21 protein-coding genes and 1 pseudogene are annotated in these 25,669 nt (G+C 36.1%); 15 read left to right on the top strand and 7 right to left on the bottom strand.

The window, feature by feature from the left end; translation table 11 throughout:
* The first annotated feature begins 17 nt into the window (after nt 1-17).
* Nucleotides 18-857: a class II fructose-bisphosphate aldolase gene (locus DKK70_RS12125; RefSeq protein WP_086359558.1), complete on the top strand. Its 840-nt coding sequence runs from the start codon at nt 18-20 to the stop codon at nt 855-857.
* Nucleotides 858-1,021: 164 nt separating this feature from the next.
* The gene (locus DKK70_RS12120) at nt 1,022-1,780 is read left to right on the top strand and encodes a DeoR/GlpR family DNA-binding transcription regulator (RefSeq protein WP_110434245.1); all 759 of its coding nucleotides are present in this window, start codon (nt 1,022-1,024) and stop codon (nt 1,778-1,780) included.
* Between the two features lie 140 nt (nt 1,781-1,920).
* Here the strand turns inward: DKK70_RS12120 and DKK70_RS12115 are convergent, their stop codons facing one another.
* From DKK70_RS12115 to DKK70_RS12105, 3 genes are read right to left on the bottom strand one after another with little or no spacing between them, the layout of a single operon-like run.
* Nucleotides 1,921-2,901, bottom strand: a complete 981-nt coding sequence (locus DKK70_RS12115) for an aldo/keto reductase (RefSeq protein ID WP_110434244.1) — start codon at nt 2,899-2,901, stop codon at nt 1,921-1,923.
* Entirely contained in the window at nt 2,894-3,871 is a 978-nt protein-coding gene (locus DKK70_RS12110) for a carbohydrate kinase family protein (RefSeq protein WP_110434243.1), read from the bottom strand. The genes DKK70_RS12115 and DKK70_RS12110 overlap by 8 nt, the downstream gene beginning before the upstream one ends.
* Nucleotides 3,872-3,885: 14 nt before the next feature.
* A complete protein-coding gene (locus tag DKK70_RS12105; RefSeq protein ID WP_110434242.1) occupies nt 3,886-4,929 on the bottom strand; it encodes an NAD(P)-dependent alcohol dehydrogenase in 1,044 nt (347 codons plus the stop codon).
* A 429-nt stretch (nt 4,930-5,358) separates the two neighbouring features.
* Here DKK70_RS12105 and hemG point away from each other — a divergent pair, with 429 nt between their 5' ends.
* On the top strand, nt 5,359-5,898 hold the full coding sequence (hemG, locus tag DKK70_RS12100; RefSeq protein WP_110434241.1) for a menaquinone-dependent protoporphyrinogen IX dehydrogenase: 540 nt from the start codon (nt 5,359-5,361) through the stop codon (nt 5,896-5,898).
* A 147-nt stretch (nt 5,899-6,045) separates the two neighbouring features.
* Nucleotides 6,046-7,869 (top strand): ribosome-dependent GTPase TypA, encoded by a 1,824-nt coding sequence (gene typA, locus DKK70_RS12095; protein WP_110423962.1) that lies wholly within the window; start codon nt 6,046-6,048, stop codon nt 7,867-7,869.
* A gap of 84 nt (nt 7,870-7,953) precedes the next feature.
* Here typA and DKK70_RS17280 read toward each other — a convergent pair whose 3' ends face one another.
* Entirely contained in the window at nt 7,954-8,079 is a 126-nt protein-coding gene (locus DKK70_RS17280; RefSeq protein WP_258363946.1) for a hypothetical protein, read from the bottom strand.
* Between DKK70_RS17280 and DKK70_RS12090 the strand changes: the two are divergent.
* Nucleotides 8,061-8,246 (top strand): annotated as a pseudogene (locus tag DKK70_RS12090) (hypothetical protein); the annotation flags it as partial. The gene DKK70_RS17280 and the pseudogene DKK70_RS12090 sit on opposite strands and share 19 nt — an antisense overlap.
* A gap of 46 nt (nt 8,247-8,292) precedes the next feature.
* On the opposite strand, the gene DKK70_RS12085 reads toward DKK70_RS12090, so the two are convergent.
* Nucleotides 8,293-8,679: an RnfABCDGE type electron transport complex subunit B gene (locus DKK70_RS12085; protein WP_034885086.1), complete on the bottom strand. Its 387-nt coding sequence runs from the start codon at nt 8,677-8,679 to the stop codon at nt 8,293-8,295.
* Nucleotides 8,680-8,692: 13 nt separating this feature from the next.
* A complete protein-coding gene (locus DKK70_RS12080) occupies nt 8,693-10,399 on the bottom strand; it encodes a formate--tetrahydrofolate ligase (protein WP_110434240.1) in 1,707 nt (568 codons plus the stop codon).
* Nucleotides 10,400-10,544: 145 nt separating this feature from the next.
* Between DKK70_RS12080 and sohB the strand changes: the two genes are divergently transcribed.
* The 3 genes from sohB (at nt 10,545) to DKK70_RS12065 (ending at nt 16,066) form a co-directional block, all read left to right on the top strand.
* Complete coding sequence (gene sohB / locus DKK70_RS12075) at nt 10,545-11,597, top strand: protease SohB (protein ID WP_110434239.1); 1,053 nt, start codon at nt 10,545-10,547, stop codon at nt 11,595-11,597.
* A 546-nt stretch (nt 11,598-12,143) separates the two neighbouring features.
* Nucleotides 12,144-13,523, top strand: a complete 1,380-nt coding sequence (locus DKK70_RS12070; protein WP_110434238.1) for a hypothetical protein — start codon at nt 12,144-12,146, stop codon at nt 13,521-13,523.
* Nucleotides 13,524-14,674: 1,151 nt separating this feature from the next.
* On the top strand, nt 14,675-16,066 hold the full coding sequence (locus tag DKK70_RS12065; RefSeq protein WP_110434237.1) for a hypothetical protein: 1,392 nt from the start codon (nt 14,675-14,677) through the stop codon (nt 16,064-16,066).
* Nucleotides 16,067-16,542: 476 nt separating this feature from the next.
* Here DKK70_RS12065 and DKK70_RS12060 read toward each other — a convergent pair whose 3' ends face one another.
* A complete protein-coding gene (locus DKK70_RS12060; protein ID WP_110434236.1) occupies nt 16,543-17,235 on the bottom strand; it encodes a hypothetical protein in 693 nt (230 codons plus the stop codon).
* A 204-nt stretch (nt 17,236-17,439) separates the two neighbouring features.
* Here DKK70_RS12060 and rnr point away from each other — a divergent pair, with 204 nt between their 5' ends.
* The 7 genes from rnr to DKK70_RS12025 all read left to right on the top strand — a co-directional run bounded on the left by rnr (nt 17,440) and on the right by DKK70_RS12025 (nt 25,664).
* Nucleotides 17,440-19,857, top strand: coding sequence for a ribonuclease R (gene rnr, locus DKK70_RS12055; RefSeq protein WP_110434235.1), 2,418 nt, complete (start codon nt 17,440-17,442; stop codon nt 19,855-19,857).
* Nucleotides 19,858-20,610, top strand: coding sequence for a 23S rRNA (guanosine(2251)-2'-O)-methyltransferase RlmB (gene rlmB / locus DKK70_RS12050; protein WP_110434234.1), 753 nt, complete (start codon nt 19,858-19,860; stop codon nt 20,608-20,610). It begins immediately after the preceding gene.
* Nucleotides 20,611-20,623: 13 nt separating this feature from the next.
* Nucleotides 20,624-21,238 carry a hypothetical protein gene (locus DKK70_RS12045; protein WP_110434233.1) on the top strand — a complete coding sequence of 205 codons (615 nt, stop codon included), beginning with the start codon at nt 20,624-20,626 and terminating at the stop codon, nt 21,236-21,238.
* A 280-nt stretch (nt 21,239-21,518) separates the two neighbouring features.
* On the top strand, nt 21,519-23,615 hold the full coding sequence (locus tag DKK70_RS12040; RefSeq protein WP_110434232.1) for a BglG family transcription antiterminator: 2,097 nt from the start codon (nt 21,519-21,521) through the stop codon (nt 23,613-23,615).
* Nucleotides 23,616-23,636: 21 nt separating this feature from the next.
* Nucleotides 23,637-23,939, top strand: a complete 303-nt coding sequence (locus DKK70_RS12035; protein ID WP_034882681.1) for a PTS sugar transporter subunit IIB — start codon at nt 23,637-23,639, stop codon at nt 23,937-23,939.
* Between the two features lie 20 nt (nt 23,940-23,959).
* Nucleotides 23,960-25,249 carry a PTS sugar transporter subunit IIC gene (locus DKK70_RS12030; protein ID WP_110434231.1) on the top strand — a complete coding sequence of 430 codons (1,290 nt, stop codon included), beginning with the start codon at nt 23,960-23,962 and terminating at the stop codon, nt 25,247-25,249.
* Between the two features lie 13 nt (nt 25,250-25,262).
* On the top strand, nt 25,263-25,664 hold the full coding sequence (locus DKK70_RS12025; RefSeq protein ID WP_110434230.1) for a tetratricopeptide repeat protein: 402 nt from the start codon (nt 25,263-25,265) through the stop codon (nt 25,662-25,664).
* The last annotated feature ends 5 nt before the right edge of the window (nt 25,665-25,669 follow it).

The following is a 25,669-nucleotide window of genomic DNA, read 5'->3' as shown; positions in this document are numbered from 1 at the left end:
AACGAATAGGAGATAACATGTTAGCAAATATAAAATATTGGGAAGAATTTGCACAAAAGAACGGTTTTGCTATTCCACATTTTAATGTATGGAATGCCGAAATGCTAATGGGCGTTATTGATGCCGCTGAAGAAACTAAAGCGCCAATTATTATCTCTTTTGGTACCGGTTTTATCGGTAATACCATATTTGAAGAGTTCGCACCAATGATGGTTTCGATGGCTAAAAATGCCTCTGTTCCAGTTATCACTCATTGGGATCATGGACGAAGTATGGAGATTGTTCAAAATGCCTATAATTATGGTATGAATTCGGTTATGCGAGATGCTTCTGCTTGTCCGTTTGAAGAGAATATTAAACTTACCAAAGAAGTTGTTGATTATTTTCATCCGTTAGGTGTACCTGTTGAAGCTGAATTAGGGCATGTGGGGAATGAAACTATTTATGAAGAAGCGTTATCGGGCTATCATTATACTGAGCCTTCACAAGCGGCAGAATTTGTTGATAGAACACAGTGTGATTCTTTGGCGGTTGCTATTGGTAATGTGCATGGTGTTTATTCTTCAGAACCTAAAATTGCTTTTGATGTTCTTGAAAAAGTAAGAAATGCTGTTGATATTCCAATTGTTCTTCATGGCGCATCAGGGATAGCCGATCATGATATCAAAACTTCAATATCTTTAGGTATTTCGAAAATCAATATTCATACGGAACTTTGTTTGGCAGCGATGGATGCGATTCGAAAAAATGTTAATGCATCCTTCCTTGAGCTTGAAAGAAGTGTTCGAGCCGCAGTAAAAAATAGAGCGATTGAAAAAATCACACTATTTGGTGCTGAAGGCAAAAGCCCGCAATAATGGCTAACCACCCAAAAACTATAGAAGTGTTAGTTTCTATAGTTTTTGATTTAAAAAATGAATTTATTTATTTTTTTCACAGAATAACGTTGTAGAAGTAACTTTTTTTTCTGCAAAAAAATATGATATTATGCAATGAAATCCAAAATTCAGAGCTAAATACTATGAAAGGAACAAATCGATTAGCAACTATTAGGCAATTATTACTTAATGACAAAAAAGTATTAGTGTCTGATTTAAGCCAAAAGTTTTCAGTCACCGAAGAGACAATAAGAAGAGATTTAGAAAAACTTGAAGCTGAAAATTTTGCGACTAGAACTTATGGCGGTGCAGTATTTAATGGGGAAGAGATTGTATCCAACATCCCGTTCTATAAAAGAGCTGAAAAGAATTTTGAGCAAAAACAAAATATCGCAATTAAAACTGTACAACTGCTTAAAAACCGGTCGACCATATCGGCTGATTCTAGTTCGACCGTAATGGAAACCTTAAAATTATTAAAAGATCGCAATGATTTGACTATTGTTACTAATTCGACTGAAGCATTACGCGAACTCATGCTGTCATCGGTGAATATTTTGTCTACTGGCGGTATGTTTAATAAGCAATCACTTTCACTACAAGGCACATTAGCTGAGCAATCGATTTGCAACTATAATGTAGATACTGCCGTTATTAGTTGTAAAGGATTAGATATAGCTACAGGTATTACCGATTCCAACGAAGATGAAGCTAAATTAAAAATGCGCATGATCTCACAAGCTACTGAAGTGATACTACTTGCAGATTCATCAAAATTTAACAAAAAAGCATTTGTTCATTTAACCAATCTATCTAATATTACCACCATTATTACGGATAAAGAGCCGAGTGAAGAGTGGATTACCTATCTCAAAACTAACCAGATAGAGTTAATATATTAATTATTGAGCTTGATAAGTTAGAGAGCAAATAGCGTTATTTTTGTTTTAACTTATGGTAAATAACTATCCATATAACCTACTAAATTAATTTGATTATCTTAACTTAGTAGGTTTATTAGTCAGCTGAATGAGCCTTGTTTTTATGAAATATCTTCGGCTAGTTTTCTAATATAATTTTTATCTTGTTCGGATAAGTTTATATTTGTCGCTTTGCTGTTTTCATCTAATTCAGCTTTAGTGGTGGAACCACTAAGCACATTAATATTATCACCTTGCGCAAGTATCCAAGCGATAGCAAGATTGGCGATACTACAGTGATATTTTTCACATAATGGTTTCCATTTATTCATCATATCAATAGCATTAGATAAATTTTTAGGTTCAAACCACTTTTTTCCAAATCTTGCTGTACCTTTAGGGGCAATATAATCTTTTTCAATGGCACCAGTTAAAATGCCCATTTCTAAAGGGGAATAAGCTTGTAGAGTAATATCATGTTCCTTACACAAAGGTAACAGCTCTTTCTCAACTTGCCTATCTAATACACTGTATTTTGCTTGGACAATATCTAATTGACCATATTTTAGATATTCTTTGACATGGTTGATATCTACATTGGCTGCACCGATTGCCTTTATTTTGCCTTCTGCTTTCAATTCATTTAACACTGCAACGGTTTCTGAAATTGGTGTAAAAAAAGGTTCAACTGATTGCCAATGAGTCATATAAACATCAATATAGTCAGTTTGTAGTCGTTTCAAACTACTCTCAACTTCTAATCTAATTGATTCTTTTGATAAATTTTTAAATAGAGAGCGTTCGCCAACTTTATTAAAAAAACTTCCTTCTCGTTCCCATGTAATACCACATTTGGTAATAATGATGTATTTGTCGCGTATTCCTTTAATTGCTTCGCCAACAATTGACTCACTATTGCCAAAATTATAAGCTGGAGCGGTATCTAAAAAATTTATATTTTTTTCAAGTGCATATCTAATTGTTTCTATTGAAGCTTGTTTATTATCTTGATTGCCAAAAGCGGGACCACCACCAATTGCCCATGTTCCTAAGCCAATTCTTGATATATCAAGTCCAGTTTTACCTAATTTCATTTTATTCACAACTCACTCTCCCATTACTTTTTTCATAAATTGCGATCATCTCTTCTACTTGTTTACGACTTTTCACGCCGGTTGTTGCCCCTAGTGACTCAATTGATACTGAAGCTACTGCATTACCAAATACCGCACACTCTTCAATTGATTGTCCTCTTAATAAGGCAGAAATAAATCCTGATGCAAAGTTATCGCCTGCGCCGATAGTATCAATTTTGACGCCTTTAGGTATTTTGAACGCGGGGGCAATTTTGCTTAGATGTTGGTTTTTAATGTAACAACCTTTTTTTCCAATTTTGATAAGCACGTTCTTTACCCCTAATGCAATGAAAGTATCCGCAATCTCACTCAGTTCTGTTTTCCCTGTGAGCTCAGATGCTTCATCATAATTGGGGAAGAAGTAATCAATATAACTTAATGCGTCAGCTATATCGTTTAAACTTTCACCTAACCGACTCTTAACCATATCAGCGCAAATAATCATATGTTCAGATTTTGCTTTTTTGAAAATTGAAACTAATGCGTGATTATCCAATTTAGGATTATTGAAAATGCTTGCTAAAGATAAGATTTTTGCTTGTTTGATATTAGCCAGTTCAATGTCTTGTAATGACATCTTCCAAAGACTACCATTTCTATTGGTGACAAAAGTTCGCTCACCATCTTCCTGAACCAAACCTACATTTATAGATGTGGTGATATCTTCTCGGGTTATTAAATTGTCTGTAATAATATTATTTTGTTGGGCAAAATCTTTAATAAATTTACCTGCAACATCATTACCAACCATCGCAAATAATGATACTTTGTGACCAAGTCTTGTAATAATTGTTGCTTCATTTATTGCATCTCCGCCTATCGTCATTGATATGTTATCAACTGGATAAGAAACATTTTTAAAGATATGTTCACCTACCGGATATAAAGGTAAATCAACAATTGCTGCACCAATACAAATCACCTCAACACTGCTCATTTCCGAACTCCTTTTTAATCAGCTACTTTGATTACGCCTTTAATTAACTCTTTTTTGTTGTTAACTGAAAATTCAAAGGCCTTTTGAGTATCTTGGTAATTAAAAAAACGATCGGCGATTGAATCTACGTCAAAGTCTCCATTAGCGATAGAATCTATGGTTGCCGGAAAATCATTGGCATATCTGAAAACAGTTTGAATAGTGACTTCACGGTTAATTTTCAAAAATTCAACAGGAACACCACCCGCAATAGAACCAACGATTAGAATTTTTCCTCGGCGTTTAACCACTTCTAAAGCTTTTTCCGCAGTGAAAATTGAACCAGCAGTTTCTAGTACCACATCAGCACCATATTCGCCAACAATACTTTTAACTTTCTCGGTTAATTGCGGATCGTTACCTTTGAGGGTTGCCGTTGCACCTAGTTCAATGGCTTTATTTAACCGATTGTCTAAGATATCGATCATTACAATTTTTGCTGCGCCTTTCAATTTGCATGCTTGTAGTGTCATCAGACCAATACAGCCAGCACCTAAAATTACAACGGATTTACCTAATAAATCACCGGCCATTTTAGCTGCATGAATACCTACTGCCGCAGGTTCAACAAGTGCACCTTCTATTAGTGACATGTTTTCAGGAAGATGGAAGGTCATTGCTTCAGGATGGGTTAAATAGTTAGTAAGTGCGCCGCGATAATTGGGCTGAGTAGCCATAAAGTCAACATTAGGACAGATATTGTAATGACCAGATAAACAAAACTCACAGGTATAACAAGGTACTCCAGGTTCTATACATACTCGTTGTCCGACCTTGAATTTTCTAACATTTTTACCGATTTTTTTTATAATTCCGGAACATTCATGACCCAAACCAATAACTTGATTTGGGTCTTTAGGTGGAATATAGGGGCCGTGTTCGAATCCATGAACATCTGAACCGCAGATACCAACATATTTTACTTCAATTAAAACTTCATCATCTTTAGGGGTAGGCATTTGCGTCTCTTTGATAACCATTTTTCCCGGTTTTTCCAATATTGCGACAGTATTTTTCATAAGATATCTCCAGATGTATAAATAGTTTTTTGTAGTGCTTAATGTCTATAACAGACAATAAATTAATGCTAAAAAGATTAAAACACAGATTTTATCTTTATAATAAAGACATAAATTTGGTATTTCAAACTTTTTTTCTGTGAATTGCTAGCTATATCACAAAATTCTATTAACCAATTCCATCTCGATTACTCTTGGTTTAACCAAAAAAGCCGTCATTTCTTTTTAAAAAATAAAAAAGTAAAATTAACGCATTCGTTTTTCTGTTTTAATATTGGTATATAATATGTTGTTATTTTTATTTCTTAATTTGTCTATTGCAAAGCATAGGTTTATGTGAAATCAACTTGGCAATAGCTTTTAAGACAAATTTTAGGCGACATTCCGTTGTCCTCGGGTACATTTATAAACGCTAATAGGAAACGTAAAATGAAGGTCTTACTGCTTTACACCACTCACGAAAAGCAAACCCTTAAAATTATGCAGCGAATAAAAACGCATCTTGTGGGTAAATGTGATTGTGATTTGCTTGAGCTCTTACCCGGAAGTAAGATTGATCTTGACAGCTATCAAGCGGTATTAATAGGTTGTTCAATTCGATATGGTTTTTACAGTAAAACCATGAAAAAATTTATTGATGCTAATTTTGCGCAATTAAATACGCTTAAATCGGGATTCTTCGGTGTGAATGTAGTGGCGAGGAAACCGCATAAAAATACACCTGAAACCAATTTATACACCAAAAAGTTTCTCGCTAAAATTGCCTGGCAACCAACTATCAAAGCGGTATTCGCTGGTGCGCTTTATTATCCTAAGTATAACTGGTTTGATCGTAATATGATTCGATTTATTATGTGGTTAGGTAAGGGCGATACTGATGTTACTAAAGAGGTGATTGAGTATACAAATTGGGCTAAAGTAGATGAATTCGCCGAGCAATTTGTTTCACTTATTGATCCACAGTCTTAGCATTTTGCAAAAATAAGGCACTATTTTCGTTAAATATCAAGTCTTAAACTTCTTTTGCAGAAACTTTGTGATATAGATCAACTTTTTTACTAAAAAGGTGTACAATATTGCGCCTAAAGAATCTGTCTCCTAATTGGGATTTTAATTGTGATTGAAAATTTAAGAAATATAGCCATTATTGCTCACGTTGACCATGGTAAAACAACCTTGGTTGATAAACTTTTAAAACAGTCTGGTACGCTTGATAATTTGCGTGGCGATGACAACGAGAGAATAATGGATTCTAATGCGCTTGAAAAAGAGCGTGGTATTACTATTTTAGCTAAAAATACCGCTATTGATTGGAATGGTTATCGAATTAATATCGTAGATACCCCAGGCCATGCCGATTTTGGTGGTGAAGTTGAACGTGTAATGTCGATGGTTGACTCAGTATTATTGCTTGTTGATGCAATGGATGGACCAATGCCACAAACACGTTTCGTGACGCAAAAAGCGTTTGCTTATGGTTTAAAACCAATTGTGGTTATCAACAAAGTTGACCGTCCGGGGGCTCGTCCTGATTGGGTTGTCGATCAAGTATTCGACCTATTCGTTAATCTTGGCGCAACTGATGAACAACTTGATTTCCCAATTGTTTATGCATCAGCTTTAATGGGGATTGCAGGTCTTGATCATGAAGACATGGCGCAAGATATGACACCACTATTTGAAGCAATTGTTGAACATGTAGAACCACCAAAAGTGGATTTAGATGGTCCATTCCAAATGCAAATTTCGCAACTTGATTATAACAATTATGTTGGTGTTATTGGGATTGGGCGTATCAAACGTGGTCGCGTTAAACCAAATCAACAAGTCACTATTGTTGATAGCGAAGGTAACAAACGCACCGGTAAAGTTGGGCAAGTATTAGGTCACTTAGGCTTACAACGTTATGAAGCGGAAGTTGCCGAAGCTGGCGATATTATTGCTATCACTGGTTTAGGTGAACTTGGTATCTCAGATACGATTTGTGATAACAGCTGTGTTGAAGCATTACCAGCATTAAGTGTCGATGAACCAACGGTAACCATGTTCTTTAATGTTAATAGCTCACCATTTGCCGGTAAAGAAGGTAAATATGTCACTTCTCGGCAAATCCTTGAACGCTTAAATAAAGAACTGGTGCATAACGTGGCATTACGCGTTGAAGAAACCCCAGATCCAGATGCATTTAAAGTTTCAGGTCGTGGTGAGTTGCACTTATCGGTGCTTATCGAAAATATGCGTCGTGAAGGTTATGAGCTTGGTGTATCTCGTCCTAAAGTTATCTATAGAGAAGTCGATGGTAAAAAACAAGAACCTTTCGAACAAGTGACTTTAGATATCGAAGAACAGCACCAAGGTTCAGTGATGGAAGCCTTAGGTTTACGTAAAGGTGATTTAACCAATATGTTACCTGATGGTAAAGGTCGGGTGCGTTTAGATTATGTGATCCCAAGCCGTGGTCTTATCGGTTTTAGAACTGAATTTATGACTATGACATCTGGTACAGGTTTACTTTACTCAACATTTAGCCATTACGATGATGTTCGCCCAGGTGAAATCGGTCAACGTATTAATGGCGTAATGATTTCAAACGGTACGGGTAAAGCGTTAGCTTATGCACTTTATAGCTTACAAGATCGTGGTAAATTATTCCTAGGTCATGGTGCTGAAGTATATGAAGGACAAATTATTGGTATCCATACTCGCTCAAATGATTTAACCGTAAACTGCTTAACTGGTAAGAAATTAACTAACATGCGAGCATCCGGTACGGATGAAGCAACTACCTTATCACCACCAGTAAAAATGTCATTAGAACAAGCATTAGAGTTTATTGATGATGATGAGTTAGTTGAAGTTACGCCATTATCTGTTCGTCTACGTAAACGTCATTTAACGGAAAACGACCGTAAACGTGCATTTAGAAGTAATAAAGAGTAATACTTTAATACTTTTAATGGTCTAAAATTAAGAAAATAGAACCTCGCTAATTATGAAGTGACCCCATAAAGTTGGACACTTTTATTAAGCGGCTTGTAAGGCCTGATTTCGATATTCAACCGGAATCAGGCCTTTTAATTTGGCTTTAACTCGGGCGATGGCGTCGGCAATCGATTGTTTGCGATCATTGATCGGGTAGTGATGAAGCAACTAGATAATCACCACCAGTGACAATGTCGTTAGCACAAGCATTAGCGTTTATTGATGATGATGAGTTAGTTGAAGTTACGCCATTATCTGTTCGTCTATGTCGTCTATGTAAACGTCATTTAACCGAAAACGACCGTAAACGTGCATTTAGAAGTAATAAAGAGTAATACTTTAATACTTTTAATGGTCTAAAATTAAGAAAATAGAACCTCGCTAATTAGCGAGGTTTTTTCTGGCTTTAACTCGGGCGATGGCGTCGGCAATCGATTGTTTGCGATCTTTCTGTGTAGTCGCACTACTTGTCGACATCGACCTAGGAAATAAAATAGTAGGTGGAACTAACTGATTACGGCTTAAGCGTTGTTGTTTCTTCTCGGTTAACAGCAACTCTTCTTGCTCACTTAGGGCAACGCCAAGGGTAGTTAAGGTAATACAGTCAGTTGGACAGGTATTAATACAATTACTACAAGAGGTGCAGAACTGCGGTAATATCGTATGTAGCACCTGTTTGCTACCAACAATAGCATCAGTAGGGCAAACGCGAATACATTTGCCACAACCAATACAATTTTCTTCATCAATAAAGGCTTTATATTGCATAATCAATTTTGAATTAACTTAAACCAACAATATTACCATCTTTGTCAATATCAATATGACGATAAGCTGGATTGGTACCGAGCCCAGGCATTGTCATTACATTGCCTGCATAAACACGAATAAAACTAGCGCCTGCCGAAATTGCTAAATGGCTGATGTCGACATCAAAGTCTGTCGGTACATTTTTTAAATTTGCATCGGCACTTATCGACATCGGTGTTTTCGCAATACAAAGTGGTAGATGATCGAGCTTTAACGCCTCAATTTCCTTGATGTTTTTAAGGGCAGTTTCCGATAAATTAGCTTTATTGGCTCCATATTTTTTTACCATAGTTTGAATCTTATCCATTAATGACATACTGTCGGGATAAGGTAACTTGATTTCACTTGGCATATCACACGCTTTAATCACATGTTTAGCCAGTTTTTCTGCGCCTTTACCGCCTTGAGTAAATACTTCACTCACTTCACAGGCAAATGCACCATGTTCAATCGCGTATTTTTGTAAAAATGCTAATTCTTCTTCACTATCATGTGGGAATCGATTGATTGCAACAATCACTTGTAAACCATAACTTTTAGCATTATTGATATGCCACGCTAAATTAGCTGCACCAATTTCTAGTAATTCCACATTAGACTCTGAGATCTCTTTCGGTATGGCTTGTCCAGGTTTAATATTATATTTACCGCTATTGGATTTTAAGCTACGTACAGTTGCGACTAAAACCACACAGGATGCTTTAACGCCAGCTTGTCGATATTTAATGTTAAAGAATTTTTCCATTCCCATGTCTGAGCCGAATCCGGCTTCGGTTATTACATAGTCAGCTAATTGCAAAGCAATGCGGTCAGCGATAACCGATGAGTTACCATGGGCAATATTAGCAAATGGTCCGGCATGAATTAACACAGGAGTGTTCTCAACGGTTTGCATCAAGTTTGGATTGATGGCATTTTTAAGCAACACCGTCATGGCTCCAGCCACTTCAAGTTGTTCGGCGGTGATAGGTTCACCGTGGGTATTATAGGCTAAAATAATACGACCAATACGTGTCCGCATATCATGTAAATCGGATGCCAATGCCAATATTGCCATCAGTTCAGAGGCAGCGGTGATCTCAAATCCGTCACGGCGTTCAATACCATTGACGCCACCGCCAACACCGACAGTAATATTACGCAGAGCGCGATCATTGTGATCGATAACGCGTTTCCAAACAATACGATTAACATCGATGTTTAAACGTGGTAAACCAGTTTGTGTTGTAAATTCATCACCAAGGCGCTCTTCATGATAAAGACGAGAATCTAATGCCGCAGACGCTAAATCGTGGGCGGCGGTGATCGCATGAATATCACCAGTAAGATGAAGATTTAATGTTTCCATCGGCAAAACTTCGGCTTGCCCGCCACCGGCAGCACCACCTTTAACCCCAAAAACAGGTCCTAAACTAGGTTGACGAATACAGGCGATAGCAGATTTACCTAAATAGTTAAGGCCTTCACTCAGGCCAATGGTATTAACTGTTTTACCTTCACCTAACGGAGTTGGCGTAATAGCGGTAACTAAAACTAATTTACCATCCGCTCTATTTTGCTTGTCGTTAAGAATTGATAAGTCGATTTTGGCGACATGTTTGCCGTAAGGGAGTACGTATTGTTCAGGAATATTACATTTTTCAGCGATTTCAGTTATTGGGCGTAAGGGCATTTTCATTCTCGTATTGCAATAAATTAGGCTGTCAGTATAAAGAATTTAAAATGCCGAATAAAGCAACAATTTAATCTTTATTGATTTTCGGCACAATCGTTAATTATCTTGTTATAATAGCAAAAATTTTCAACTTAAGGATATTAGTTAAATGAACTGGTTTTCACAGTATTCTCTCTTCTTGGCTGAAACAGCAACTGTTGTTATTGCTATTTTAGTGGTATTAATTTTTATTTTAAGTCAACGGCGAAAATCATCAACGATTGCTGGACGTTTATCTGTAAAAGATATTAGTCAAGAGTATGAACAAGTCAAAGATGACATGCTAATGTCAAGCATGGATGAAGTTGAAGCCAAACAGTTTAATAAAGAACTTAAAAAACAAAAAAAACTCGAAAAAAAACAAGCTAAACAAGCTGCTAAAAAGAAAGACAGCTCTGATGAAAATGCTAAATCATCAGATGCTAAACCTAAGTTATTTGTTCTATCATTTAACGGTAGTATGGATGCCCACGAAGTCGAAGAACTACGTCAAGAAATCACGGCGGTGCTCGCTATCATCAAACCAGAAGATCAAGTGGTAGTAAAACTTGAAAGCCCAGGTGGGGTAGTGCATGGTTATGGACTTGCAGCTTCACAATTATTACGTTTTAGAACACGCAATATTCCATTTACAGCAGTGGTTGACAAAGTTGCTGCCAGCGGTGGCTATATGATGGCCTGTACCGCTAGCAAAATTGTTGCAGCGCCGTTTGCAATTGTCGGTTCAATTGGTGTAGTTGCGCAAATCCCTAACTTTAACCGATTACTAAAAAAACACGATGTTGATATTGAATTACAAACAGCGGGAGAATATAAACGAACCCTAACTATGTTTGGTGAAAACACTGACCAAGGTCGTCAAAAATTCAAACAAGAACTCGAAGAGACGCATCTATTATTTAAAGACTTTGTAAAAGAGTATCGACCTAATATTGATATTGAACAGGTTGCTACAGGAGAACATTGGTTTGCAACACAAGCTAAAGAAAAGGGTTTAGTTGACGAAATTAGTACCAGTGATGATTTTATCTTATCGCATTTAGACACGCATAAAATCATTGCAGTTAACTATCAACGAAAACAAAAGCTATCAGAAAAACTCTCGAAAAATGTTGTAAAAGGCATGGAAAGATTATTCTTTAGACAAGGAAACGGACTATAACAGTCCGTTTTTTTAATCAAGATAACATCAAACTGTTCGCAAGCGAAAAGTATTAATATACCCTCGGTAACATTGTAAAAAATTAAAAAAGCACTTTAAAACGATAATATCTGTTACCTTCAACCTAAATCAATTGTTAACAAGTATTTTTAATACTTAAAATTTGCTTGTCAGCATTGTTAGATGATTGCTTTTAAATGTTATTTTATGGGAATTTTACAAAAGTTAACAATTTAAACGCTAAAATATATTGCGTCGATCTTTTGAGCTATTATAATTTTACCCGCTGAAGGAAAATCAGTTAGAAAGCAACAAAATAAAAAATAAATCCAAATAAAACATAAATTTAATTGACGGGAATGTCAAAATGCATTATAATTTTCAACACGCAACACGCAACACGCAACCTGCCCAACCAATAATCTAAAGCCGTCTAATTTTTGCCATCGATATTTACTATTTCACCTTAGTCTATTTTTTCAACAAATTTTAAGCGCTTCGCTAAAATCATTCCTTAGCTCTTGGTTATTCCGGCAGATCTTTTTAGTGGTATGGCTTATTTCACTGTTATTGACTACCTGTCGTAGTCAAGCGTTAACCGCTAAAACGTCAAATATTATTCATGGTAATGCCCCCTATTTAAGCTTTGATGGCGGTCTGACTTCAGTAACTAGCTCGGAAGGTTTTCTTTGGATAACTTTGTCCAATGGGATTAAATTTACTCCAGCAAATAATAATTCTTCAATCAAACCCATTGAGCTGCCAAATAGTGGTCAAAGTTTTGCTGATATCGGTATGTTAGTGCCAACCGACAGTAATTCTATAGCATTAAATTCGCTTATCGGTTCACCTAATAATTTTTGGGGTGATGATGATGGCGATGGTCAGGGTGTTGATGGGATAACGGCTACCGGTAGTTTAAATCTATCTATTGTTGATAAAAATGGCAATGCGGTGGCACGTAATGAAGTATTAAAGATATGTGATGCGCCTTATAAAGTAACTTTAATGAGTACAGACGGTACATTACGCACCCGTTATGGTGTTCCTGATAGTAGTAGTTTTAGTGCTAGTAGTGCAACTTACTATGTTAATCCTAATGAACATCCAAAGGTCTGCTTTGCTAAACCTAACCTAATATACGGTTCAAATACTGAAATTAATGGTATAGATTTTCGCGGTCCAGTTTCAATTTGGAATTCTAATAAAGGGTTTATTCCCCAGTCTATTAATCCATCCTCTTATCATCTAAATTTCCCAACTACAGGCGCCAATAATTTATATTTTGATTTAGATATAGGTGGTGCGCAATCTTTGATATGGCCAGAGCAGATTGAACATGGGGGAATTACCGCTACGCTTGAACCGAATTCTACAGGTACTAGTGTGAGAGTAACCCTAACTGGTCCGGTTGCAACGCCTTCACAATGGGGTTTTACTGGATCCAATAACATCGTTAAACCTGAATTACCTCAACTCTTTGAGTTAGTCGGTAAAGATGGGAATGGTAACGCTGTTGTCAAATATGGATTTACATTAAAACAATGGTTTGTCAATCGTGGTAGCAAAAAAGATACAGCTATAAATCAGGCATTGTGGTGTCGTGATATTGGATATCGCATGCCTGAGGTAAAAGATTTAACTAATGCTGCTTGTACGGGGGCATGGAGTGGGCCTCGTTGTCAAGGAGCGGTTGGAGCTACACCATCATCAGTTGGTAATTATTACCAGCGTCGCATCGGTGCTGGTTTTTTTACTGAATGGGGTCACATGATATTTTATCCTAACGCAGGTATTGGAAATGACTATTTTTATTGGACTAGTGATTCAGTTGGTAGTGAGCAATTCATTGTGTATCCGTATGGTGGGGACTTTTATAAGTATGATGCATCTAGCGATTTTTATGTTTTTTGTTCCTTACCTTAGGCTTAGTTTTCATTTTCATTTCTTGGTTATGAGGTTAAATAAAAAATGCAAGTAATTGGCTAGAGCAAAATAGCTATTCAATACTTTAATTTTGTTAATTTTTCTATATGAAATTTTGGGGTGAAATGCAGTGCAGAGTTCTTTTTTTTGAAGAAATTTTTTGAAAAAAACTATTTTAATGGCTAAAAAATTAACAAATAAGTTTTTTAAACAGTCGTCCAAACAAATAAATTTACAAAAATTAACAATTTAAATGCTATAAACCATTGCTTAGTTTTTTCTAATTATTATAATTTTTATTGTTCTAAAGGACGATTAGGTTATAAAAAACCTATCAGAACAAAAACCCAATAAATCGTGTGGTTAATCGACAAGGATGTCGAATTGTATTATAGTAAATCAATTAACTATCAATAACTGTTCAAGCGATGATTTAAATTCCTCTAATTTTAGTAATTAAAGTTTCTGCTTTCACCTTGCAGAATTTTCTTATCAAATTTAGTTCATGGTCGGGCATCATTATTGAATCTTTAATTATGGTATATACCCATGTGCATAATACTAAAAGTTTACTTTAGATAACTTTATTAGGTGGAACAACATTACCCAAAAAAACAATAATTCATCATTTATACCGATAGTTTGCCAAACATGCGTGAGATTTTTGCTAATAAACGATTAATGTTAATTAATAGTTTGATTTTAATAACAAAATTGGCTAAATCCAACCGAAAATCAAATTTTAGCAGGAAATTTGCAAGGGGATAATCGATCACTTTTATTTTTAATATCAGTAAGTTAAATATACCTAAAGAGCACTTTTACAAAAGTTAACAATTTAAACGCAAAAATATATTGCGTCGATCTTTTGAGCTATTATAATTTTACCCGCTGAAGGAAAATCAGTTAGAAAGCAATGAAATAAAAAATAAATTCATATAAAACATAAATTTAATTGACAGGAATGTCGAAATGCATTATAATTTTCAACACGCAACACGCAACACGCAACCTGCCCAACCAATAATCTAAAATCGTCAAATTTTTGCCATCGATATTTACTATTTCACCTTAGTCTATTTTTTCAACAAATTTTAAGCACTTTGCTAAAATCATTCCATAGCTCTTGGTTATTCCGGCAGATCTTTCTAATGATATGGCTTATTTCACTGTTATTGGCTTGTTGTTCTAGTCAAGCGTTAACCGCTAAAACATCGAATATCATTCATGGTAATGCACCCTATTTAACCTTTGATGGAGGTCTTACTTCAGAAACTAGCTCGGAAGGTTTTCTTTGGATAACTTTGTCTGATGGAACTAAATTTACCCCGTCAATGAATGATTCATCAAGCAGTCCAATAGAGTTACCAAATAGTGGTGAAAGTTTTGCCGATATCGGTATGTTAGTGCCAACCGACAGCAATTCAATAGCATTAAATTCGCTTATCAGCGCACCTAATCATTATTGGGGTGATGATGATGGCGATGGTCAGGGTAGTGATGGTATTATAGTTACAGGTAATTTAAATCTAACGATTACCGATAAATATAACCAACCAGTATCTCGAACTGCAGTTCTTGATATTTGTAAGGCTCCTTATAAAATCACATTAACCAGTTCGGATGGCACATTAACTACTGGTTATGGTGTTCCCAAAAGTAGTTATTTCAATGCGAGTAATGTAACTTACCATGTAAATCCTAAACTGATTCCAAAGGTGTGCTTTGCCAAACCTAGCATAGAGCATAGTTCAAATGATGAAACAATAATTGTCGCCGGTAATTATGTTACACCCGACTTCCGTGGGCCTTCTACGATATGGGCTGATAAGAAAGGTTTTATTACTCAGTCAACTAATCTATCATCTTATGGTTTGAATTTTCCTACAACAGGAGCTAATAATTTATATTTTGATTTAATTATAGTCGGTAGTGGTCCGTTGAATTGGGCTCCTGTTACTCGTAGTGGTATTACCGCTACTATGATGCCGGATTCTACAGGAACAAAGGTTAAAGTTACATTAACCGGTCCTTTCGCAGAACCTAGACAATGGTATTCTAATAATCCAAGCAACATCAAAACAATATCTAGACCTATATTACCTCAGACATTCGAGTTGGTTGGTAGAGATAATAGCGGTAAAGATATCGTCAAGTATGGATTTAAGTTAAAGCAGTGGTTTGTTAGCCGTGGTAATGGTGTGGCTACTCCTGGAGATCACGAATTGTGGTGTGAAAATATTGGTTACCGTATGCCTGGAGTAAAAGATTTAACTAACGCAAAACGTGACGAAATCGCGGGTGCGACACCTTGGTCAACGGGTATCAATTATCAACGTCAGATTGGCGCAGGATTATTCACTGAATGGGGTTCTATGAGCAATTACAATGATGCTGAATTTAAATACGTTTATTATTATTGGGTAAAAGAAGTTCACCCTGACAACGATAGCTATCAGTTTGATGTAGATCAAAAATCTGGCTTCATTGGTTGGTATCCTAAAAGTACAACAAGAACTTCAGCTGTTTGTGTAACTCCTTAGTTAGTAATATTTTTTAATATTTAAACCTCAATCTAGGAAAATTAAGTGTTAACAGCGAAGTGAATATCATCAGATTTAAAGAATTTAACGATGATATCAATCGCCATTGTTGCTCTAACTATAGAATAAGTCTTTATCAAATCTCGTTGATATAGACATTCTTAAACATCCTTTGAAATAAGTATTTTCAATATTTTTTTATAAATACAATTAATAAATTTATACCGCTATGAGATTTTATTAAATTAAAAATCAAATAGTTAATAAGTGAATTAGGAATATCGACATTTTTTAATACAACAATACTACTCTGTAGTGATTTATTAAATGCTACTTACATCAAATTACCTGATGAGGCTGGTAGCTATATGGATATAATAAATTGCATTCCTTGTAATAAATTTGATTTAGTTTGTCTGAAATTTTGCTAAAGTTATCTGTTTTTATAAAATCGCGTAAAACAATTATAAATATTATTAATCAATTATTACGCCTCTTCTGTTTAAGTTTTGATAAAAATAATCTGGTTTAAGTTTTTCTGATTTTGCGTCAAAATAATAGTCAGCCATTTTATCATCAGGACTAAATATATACATAAAGTACCTGTCGTTAGACTCACCTTCTTGATAGCCAACAGCAATAAAATGATCTTCATCTAGCCAAAAAATGGCTTCTAAAAATTGTGTCAGACCTAACCGAAGCAAGATTCTTTTAGTTTTATTTTTACGATCGATTAAATAAATTTCTTGGCAATCCGAGTTGCCATAAAAAATATATTTATCAGATTGCGTTTCAGGATAAATATCTAAAAAGCTGATATATTTTTGTTTACTTGGTGAATAGTCATATATTTGCGGTATGTAAACATCATCACTAGCAGACTCAAACCCTTTGGTATAAATGCCTCGATAATTTTTATCAAATGGCCAAGAGTTTTCATTCCCAGTATAAAAATTTGCTATATCTAAGTGATAATAATCGAGCCAATCTTTAATTAAAGGTTTAATCTTCTCAATTGTGGCATTAGATATTTTACTTTTATTGCTATACGGATCTGATGATTGATTTTTTTGTTCGAGATTAACCGATTTTGGATTATTGGCAGCGATAGCTGTTGATAAATAGCTATTTAACCAAATGAAAGTAATAAAAATAAGAATATACTTCATGTAATGAACCAATTGATTAGCTGAATTTACAATTACTAATTATTTAACCAAAATGTTAATTAGTTAATTTCCGAAAATCATAAATTTAAGATTGTAGTGTAATTAAAATAATATGTATATTGTTAATAATTGGAGGGATGTAGATTTTAAGTTAAACAACTCTATGTTATCCTAAACTCAACATTCGATCACAGGACGCTCCATATGATAAAAGATCCATTTTACGATCGTGAGGCACAAAAATATGACTCGCCGATCGCCAGCCGTGAACTGATTTTGGATTATCTTACCCAAGAAGCAAAACCAGCCAGCTTAGAGAAAATAGCTAATGCCGTATCAATCAAATCTGATGAGCAGAAAGAGGCTTTACATCGCAGATTGCGGGCAATGGAACGTGATGGTCAGGTAGTGTATACCCGGCGTAAATGCTATGCCTTGCCAGAAAAATTCGATATGGTTAAGGGTAGTGTGATTGCACATCGTGATGGCTATGGTTTTCTGCGAGTTGAAGGTAAGCCGGAAGACTATTTCTTGTCACATGAGCAGATGAAAAAGGTTTTACAAGGTGATGTTATATTGGCTCAGCCAATCCACAGTCAATACCGAGGTAAGACCGAAGCGCGCGTGGTGCGGATTTTAGAACCCCGCACTAATCAAATTGTTGGTCGTTATTTTATTGAGCAAGGCGTTGGCTTTGTGGTGCCGGATGACAGTCGTTTGAACTTTGATATTTTGATCGCTGGTAAGCCAAATCGAACTGTCAGAATGGGCTCAGTGGTAGTGGTTGAATTACAGCAACGACCTGAACGACGTCAAAAAGCGGTTGGCGTGATTAAGGAAGTACTTGGCGAAATTATGGGAACCAATTTAGCTATCGATATTTCATTACGTAATCATGAAATCCCTTATGAATTTCCTAAAATGGTTGAAAAAGAGGCCAGCAAATTTAGTGAACAAGTGCCAGAAAGCGCCAAAAAAGGCCGTAAAGATCTACGCGAGTTGCCGTTAGTAACCATTGATGGTGAAGATGCGCGTGACTTTGATGATGCGGTCTATTGCCAAAAGAATCGCGGTGGTGGTTACCGTTTATGGGTGGCGATAGCTGATGTGAGTTATTATGTGCGATCGGCTAAAGCGTTAGATAAAGAGGCTTGTTTGCGAGGGACTTCGGTCTATTTCCCATCGCGGGTGATCCCGATGTTGCCGGAAGTGTTATCCAATGGTCTTTGCTCACTCAATCCGCAAGTGGATCGCTTGTGTTTGGTGTGTGAAATGACCGTGTCGAATAAAGGACGTCTAACTGGTTATCAATTCTATGAAGCGGTGATGAATTCACATGCCCGATTAACTTATACCAAAGTAGCCAAAATTTTAGAGGGCGATAAAGAGCTGCGTGAACATTATCGTGAGTTGGTTCCTCATCTTGAAAATCTTTATGGGCTTTACAAAGTATTAGATAATGCCCGAGTAGCTCGTGGTGCCATCGGTTTTGAATCGGAAGAGCCAAAATTCATCTTTAATGCGGATAAACGTATTGAGAGCATCGAGTTAGTTCAACGAAACGATGCGCATAAGATTATTGAAGAGTGTATGATTTTAGCCAATGTTGCAGCAGCAAAATTGGTAATTAATGCTGAGATTCCTTCGCTATTTCGTGTACATGATAGACCGGATGAAGATCGCATGAACAATTTACGCAGTATTTTAAGTGAACTCGGTTTATCTCTCGGTGGCGGTAATAATCCCAAACCAAAAGATATTGCTAAGTTAATGGTTGAAGTTGAAGCCCGACCTGACCATGAGATGTTGCAGACGGTGATTTTACGATCGATGAAGCAAGCGATTTACGATCCTGAAAATCGTGGGCACTTTGGGTTAGCGCTTGAGGAGTATGCACATTTTACCTCGCCAATTCGTCGTTATCCGGATTTGTTATTACATCGCGCGATCAAATGGGTGTTGGCTGATCAGCAGCACAAAACCAGTAAAACCGGTGGGCACCGTTATTCCACTAGTGAGATGCTCTATTTTGGTGAGCACTGTTCGATGACTGAGCGCCGTGCGGATGAAGCCGTTCGTGATGTGGTTGACTGGTTAAAATGTGATTATATGCAAGATCATGTTGGCGAGGTGTTTAATGGAACTATTTCGAGTGTGGTTAACTTCGGCTTTTTTGTTCGATTAGATGATCTGTTTATTGATGGTCTGGTACATGTTTCGTCGCTAGAAAATGATTATTATATTTATGACGCATCGCGTAATCGTTTAATTGGTGAAAATACTCGCTTTACATATCGTTTAGGTGATAAAGTTCAAGTAAAGGTCGAAAATGTTAATCCTGAAGAACGTAAAATTGATTTTTCATTGGTAGACAGTGATAATAAGCCACAACGTCAAGGTAAGACAGCAAAAGATAAAGCGAAAAAAGTCGATATTGAAGCTGATTTACCAGTAAAACGCAAAAGTAAGAGTCGAGCTGAAAGCCAAAAGAAAAAAGCGAGCGAGGCGGTAGAGGCAAAAACAAAAAAACGCACTAAACCTAAAGCGGCTAAAGCTACGGCTAAAAAGACATCTAAATCAGCGTCGACCGCCAGCAATAAGAGAAAAAAGAGTAAAAAATAGATGAGTGAAACAGTTTACGGTATCCATGCGATTGAAGCTTTGTTAACGCGTGCGCCTGAAAGAATTATTGAAGTTTTTATCGCTAAAGGCCGAGAAGATAAGCGCCTAAATGCCCTTGTTCATGAGTTAGAACAGTTAGGTTTAGCGGTGAAAGTGACCAATAGACAGTACTTAGATGAAAAAACCAGAAATGGCGTGCATCAAGGTATTTTGGCAATGGTTAAACCAAACCGTGGTTATCAGGAAAATGATATCCCATTATTAATGGAACAACAGCCAAATCCGGTTATTTTAATTTTAGATGGCGTGACCGATCCGCATAATTTAGGTGCGTGTATTCGCACAGCTGACGCTGCTGGCGTGAGTTTTATTATTGTACCTAAAGATCGCTCAGCACCACTTAATTCAACTGCTCAGAAAGTCGCATGTGGTGCGGCTGAGAGTGTACCCGTTGTTAGAGTGACAAATCTTGCTCGGACTATGCGGATGTTACAAGATGAATATCAAGTTTGGATTGTGGGCACCGCTGGCGAAGCGACAAGTACACTTTATCAAACCGATTTTTATAAAAATTCAAAAGCCTTGCCACTGGCGTTAGTAATGGGCGCAGAAGGTGAGGGTATGCGTCGATTAACCAAAGAGCATTGCGATAAGTTGGTAAGTATACCAATGGCGGGGATTGTTTCTTCGCTTAATGTGTCGGTTGCCACAGGCGTTTGTTTATTTGAAATAGTTAGACAAAAAAATAGATAGTAAGAGTTATAACATGTTAGGATTATTGAAAAAACTTTCATCAGGCAAGAAAAAACAGAGTGAGCCAACGCTTTCAGAGCGAGATTTGAATGGACGTAATCATGTCGGTTATCCGACTATGCAATTATCTCGTGAAATTGATAAGTTAGTTAAAGCAAAATACGCGCCAATTAAACGGATCGTTAAATTCTACATAGCTATGCTATTTTTTAAATGGGGCCCAAGTGTTATCAATACTACGTTATCCGATGAACAGTTGGCTAACTTGTCAGGTCGCAACGTTCAAATGGTCTATTTGTTGTTGTTCCGAGACATGTTAAGACATATTTCAAGCTTAGCTAAATTAAAGCATTTTGCCGAAGATTGGCCAGAACAATTTGCTCAAGAGATATTAGAAAACTGCAACATGCTTAGCGACAGTGATGATGTCGATATTGCCAAAAAAGAGGCGTTATTCGCTAATACCCAGCTATTTGATATTGATAATACGATCGATCCTGATCACTTAGAAAACACCGTCATTCCTGATTGGACGATACCTTTGGCAGAGTTGATTATGTTAAAGCCGGCGACAATCTATCATTGTCACCGTCCTTTGATGGCGGTGATTTTGAAAAAGAAAAAATGATTTAGCCTATCATTTATTCAATTTTATTTAGTGGCAAATGCATAATTTTTTGATTCATTTGCCATAGATTTGCCTTCCGTATGGCATAGTTAGTATGCCGTTATTGATATATTCTCCTGCCTTTAAATCACCTTATTGTTAAAAAAAAACACCGCCATCTAAACTTTAACTACTTAATCCATAATTAATTTTTGCAATGATTATTTGCAAAAATACCAACTAGGTATGTCACTATCACTCACTTATACTAAATTTATGAAGTAAATAGGTGAATGGTTTTATGCGAACAAGAACAATTGCAGTATTTAGAAAATTCATATCTATTGATTATCCATTAACTATTGATACATTGTCGGAAGAGTTTCAGATAAGTACTCGCACAATGCGAAATGAGATACGAGAAATAAATGATTTTTTACATAAAAGAGCGTTGCCACTTATCTCCTCAATCCGTAATAAAGGTTTTATTATCAAGGGTACTAATGAACAAAAGCAATTAGTTAAGATTGCCTTACAACAATTACCCGTTTCCCCCATTTTAAGCAAAGAAGAACGTCAATTTGATCTATTGTTAGCTATTGCTTTTTCAGTTACACCAACCATTTTAAGCCAAAAAGAGAATAGTTATTATGTTTCTAAAAGTGTGTTAGACGAAGATATTCGTAAACTTAAATTGCGTTTAAAAAAATATGATATTGAGTTGGTGAGTCAACCTAAATTAGGAATGCAATTAGTTGGATTAGAACGTTCAATTCGTTTGATGATGTATGAGGTGATAAATCAATATGCCAGTAATCTCAATTATGAGCAGCCATTAAAAGAGTTAAATTTAATTCAACAGTTGTTATTTAGTTACATTCCGCAAATGTTGATTAATAAATTATTTGAGCTTGCTGAACAAACAATGAGCCAAGTCCATGATGAAATTTATAAACAGCAAATTGTTATTTTTACTGCAATTTGGGTTATTCGTAATCAACAACATCACCATCTCACTAAGATTCGATCTGATTTTATTCATAATGATTCCGGCAGTATTAATCAATTTATTCGGTTGGTTTGTCAGCACGCAGCTTTACAAGTTAGTCGTCAAGAACAGCAATATATCATTTATATGTTAGAGACCTTTAATACTAAGGATATCAATAATTCTATCGATTGGTTAAATGCGCAATTATTGGCGATTAAATTGGTCAATTATGTTGAAGAAAAGACACAAATTCCGTTTTCTATTAAACAAGAACAGTTATACGAAAATTTATGTAAGCATTTAGCCGGGTTAATCGCACGGGTAAGTAATAATATCCATATCATTAATCCATTATTAGATAATATTAAACAGAACTATGGTGTTATCTATTCGGCTATTGCACAATTTATCCTAAATCTTGAGACCACTTTAAGCAATAAAGTATCTGAAGACGAAGTTGCTTTTTTAACCATTCATTTTTCTGCTTTCGCCAGTGAGATCAACCAAGAGCGAAGTTACTATTTTAAAGCGGTGGTCATTTGTGATCATGGTATTGCGACCTCTAATCTTTTAGCCCAATCACTCAAAGAATTTTTCAATATCGAGATTTTGGCTATTTTGGCTCGTAATGATCAGCATTTATTGCAGCAACTTGATTTCGATTTGATTTTTTCGACTTTTCCATTACCACATTATGAACATCCTGTTTTGGTGTTAGAACCCATATTAAAAGAAAAAAATCACCCTATCATTACAGATTTTTTAGCTAAAAACCGTGATCACCAACGTATGGTTAATCACTGCACTGATGCCACTGATCTTTTTTATGCTTTAGTTAATTTAATTGAAGAGAGTGGCGGAGTGGTGTCTGCACCGATTTATAACCAATTGGAGAAGTGTTTAGCTATTAATAATCTTAAAATCAATAAAAGGAAAATCCAACCTATGTTGAAAGATATTCTTACCGATGATGACATTATATTGCAACAAACTTGCTCTAATTGGCAGCAAGCTATCACTTTTGTTGCTCAACCGCTTTTGCAGAAAAACTATATTTCAAAAAATTATGTCGATGCCATGATTAGCTCGCTTGAACAATATGGTCCGTATATCGTTATCGGCAAAAATTTGGCTTTAGCGCATGCTCGGCCTGAAGATGGTGTTAATCAATTAGGACTTAGTGTGATGACCATGCGTGATCCTGTCGATTTCGGTAATCAGGATATGGGGCCAGTTAAGATTATATTTTGTCTGGCGGCTATCGATTCTTTTTCTCACCTCAATATTATGCGCAGTTTGATCGAACTGATTAATGATGAAAGTAAGCTTGATCGCTTATTAATGTGTAATTGTGTCTCGCAATTTAAAGCGATTTTATTTAATGAACCAACCCCAGCTTTAACGTAATAAGCCATAGGAGGATCCTCGATGAGTCAGTTATCTATTTTATTTGTTTGTGGTGCCGGTCTTGGTAGTAGTTTTGCTGCCCAGATGGCAACTGAAGATGTACTAAAAGCTAAAGGTATTGATGCCAAATTAGATCATACGGATATTTCTTCTGCCGCGTCGATGAATGTCGATATTATTATTACCGCAGAAAATTTTCGTTCGCAATTTGCCAAATTTAATATTAGTGACCACACCTCGATTGTATACCTAAAAAATATCGTTTCGAAGTCGGAAATTGATGAAAAATTAAGTCCGGTCTTGCAAGAGAAAGGATTGCTTTAATTAGCAAAAAGGAGAGCATTATGAACGTAATTAACTTCATTATTGATAATATTCTAACTCAAGCATCTATCACAATTAGTTTAATTGCTATGCTTGGTCTTATTCTGCAAAAAAAATCGGTAGGGCAAACCATATCAGGAACGCTTAAAACCCTACTTGGTTTTCAGGTGCTCAATGCCGGTTCAAGTATTATTGTTGGTAGTTTGAGTTATTTTGGTCAAATTTTTACTGCTGGCTTTGAGATGCAAGGCATTATTCCTTCCATTGAGGCAATCAATGGTCAAGCTATGAATCAATTAGGTTTGGGTAGAGATATTGCCTTAACCTTTTTAATGATATTTATTTTTAATATTTTAATTGCCCGTTTTACCCGTTTTAAATATATCTTTTTAACTGGTCAGGCTATTCTTTGGATGGCAACCATGACAACCGTATTCGGTAGTTTTGCAGGTCTTTCAGGTGTGAGCTTGATTTTAGTCGGTGGTGTTATTGGTGCACTTTTTGCCGTCTTTATGCCAGCAATCGCCCAACCTATTATTCGTAAAGTTACCGGTTCGAATGATATCGCACTTGGACATTTTTGTACTATTGGTTATCTGTTCGAGGCGGGTGTTGCTTATGTTGTTGGTGAAAAAGGAGAAAATAAACGCTCAATCGAAGATATGAAATTACCAAAATCGTTTGAGTTTTTACAAGATACCTATTTATCAGTTATGGTGGTGATGCTGCCTTTATATATTATCACGGTGCTTTTTGCGGGTGAAGAATATGCTTCGACACTATCTGGCGGTCAAAACTATATCATTTATGCATTTACTCAAGCAATCATATTTGTGGTTGGTATTTATGTGTTGTTAGCCGGGGTTAGGTTATTACTGGGTGAAATCGTGCCAGCTTTTAGAGGGATCGCCATGAAGATTGTTCCTAATGCAATACCTGCGCTTGATTGTCCAGTGTTTTTCCCCTATAGCCCTAATGCCGTTATTCTTGGTTTTATTACTACCACTATTGGTACGGTAATTGCGATGTTAACTTTACCTTTCTTTGGCCTAGCGATGATTCTTCCAGGCATGCTAACTAACTTTTTTGCTGGTGGTACCGCGGGGATCTTTGGTAATGCAGTAGGTGGACGTCGTGGTGCTTTAATTGGTGGAATAGCCCATGGGATATTTATCACTTTATTACCCGCGCTGTTAGTCACTATTTTTAATCAAATGGGATTTGTTAATGCCACGGCGACTGATGTGGATACCGTTACGGTGGCCTTGCTTTATGCTTGGATTTTAAGTCCGTTATTGAAGAATTTTTAATTAAGAGGTGACCATGTTTAACTTTTTTAAAAAAAATAAACCACCTGTTCAAGTAGAACCATCAGCTCCAAGAGAGCTTGCAGCTGATGAGATTACGCAAATTGAATATCAGATTAATGAGCGCAAACAACAACTTACCCATACCGATGATGTTCAATTGTTGGCCAGTTGTAATGAACAGATAGGAATACTGTATAACCAGTTAGGGCGCGCTGATTTGGCTATAGAGTATTTAGAAACCAGCATGCAACAAAAGAGATCAATTGGTGAAGGATATAAAATCCTAATGAGTTTGTATAATTATAAACGTGCAGAGGCAGCAAAATCAGGATCTATTGCTGATATCGATTTTTGGATGAATAAAATGGATGAAATGCGCAATATTGCCAAACTAGCTACAATTCAACGAAATTAAAGGAA

The organism is Gilliamella apicola (genome assembly GCF_003202655.1).
Classification (GTDB): domain Bacteria; phylum Pseudomonadota; class Gammaproteobacteria; order Enterobacterales; family Orbaceae; genus Gilliamella; species Gilliamella apicola_R.
This window is presented reverse-complemented; position numbering and strand designations above follow the sequence as displayed.

What these genes read in the sequence shown, in the direction of transcription:
- DKK70_RS12125 (WP_086359558.1), top strand. Translation starts at nt 18, where the DNA reads ATGTTAGCAAATATAAAATATTGGGAAGAATTTGCACAAAAGAACGGT.
- DKK70_RS12120 (WP_110434245.1), top strand. Translation starts at nt 1,022, where the DNA reads ATGAAAGGAACAAATCGATTAGCAACTATTAGGCAATTATTACTTAAT.
- DKK70_RS12110 (WP_110434243.1), bottom strand. Translation starts at nt 3,871, where the DNA reads ATGAGCAGTGTTGAGGTGATTTGTATTGGTGCAGCAATTGTTGATTTA.
- DKK70_RS12105 (WP_110434242.1), bottom strand. Translation starts at nt 4,929, where the DNA reads ATGAAAAATACTGTCGCAATATTGGAAAAACCGGGAAAAATGGTTATC.
- hemG (WP_110434241.1), top strand. Translation starts at nt 5,359, where the DNA reads ATGAAGGTCTTACTGCTTTACACCACTCACGAAAAGCAAACCCTTAAA.
- DKK70_RS12085 (WP_034885086.1), bottom strand. Translation starts at nt 8,679, where the DNA reads ATGCAATATAAAGCCTTTATTGATGAAGAAAATTGTATTGGTTGTGGC.
- DKK70_RS12080 (WP_110434240.1), bottom strand. Translation starts at nt 10,399, where the DNA reads ATGAAAATGCCCTTACGCCCAATAACTGAAATCGCTGAAAAATGTAAT.
- sohB (WP_110434239.1), top strand. Translation starts at nt 10,545, where the DNA reads ATGAACTGGTTTTCACAGTATTCTCTCTTCTTGGCTGAAACAGCAACT.
- DKK70_RS12065 (WP_110434237.1), top strand. Translation starts at nt 14,675, where the DNA reads ATGATATGGCTTATTTCACTGTTATTGGCTTGTTGTTCTAGTCAAGCG.
- DKK70_RS12060 (WP_110434236.1), bottom strand. Translation starts at nt 17,235, where the DNA reads ATGAAGTATATTCTTATTTTTATTACTTTCATTTGGTTAAATAGCTAT.
- rnr (WP_110434235.1), top strand. Translation starts at nt 17,440, where the DNA reads ATGATAAAAGATCCATTTTACGATCGTGAGGCACAAAAATATGACTCG.
- rlmB (WP_110434234.1), top strand. Translation starts at nt 19,858, where the DNA reads ATGAGTGAAACAGTTTACGGTATCCATGCGATTGAAGCTTTGTTAACG.
- DKK70_RS12045 (WP_110434233.1), top strand. Translation starts at nt 20,624, where the DNA reads ATGTTAGGATTATTGAAAAAACTTTCATCAGGCAAGAAAAAACAGAGT.
- DKK70_RS12040 (WP_110434232.1), top strand. Translation starts at nt 21,519, where the DNA reads ATGCGAACAAGAACAATTGCAGTATTTAGAAAATTCATATCTATTGAT.
- DKK70_RS12035 (WP_034882681.1), top strand. Translation starts at nt 23,637, where the DNA reads ATGAGTCAGTTATCTATTTTATTTGTTTGTGGTGCCGGTCTTGGTAGT.
- DKK70_RS12030 (WP_110434231.1), top strand. Translation starts at nt 23,960, where the DNA reads ATGAACGTAATTAACTTCATTATTGATAATATTCTAACTCAAGCATCT.
- DKK70_RS12025 (WP_110434230.1), top strand. Translation starts at nt 25,263, where the DNA reads ATGTTTAACTTTTTTAAAAAAAATAAACCACCTGTTCAAGTAGAACCA.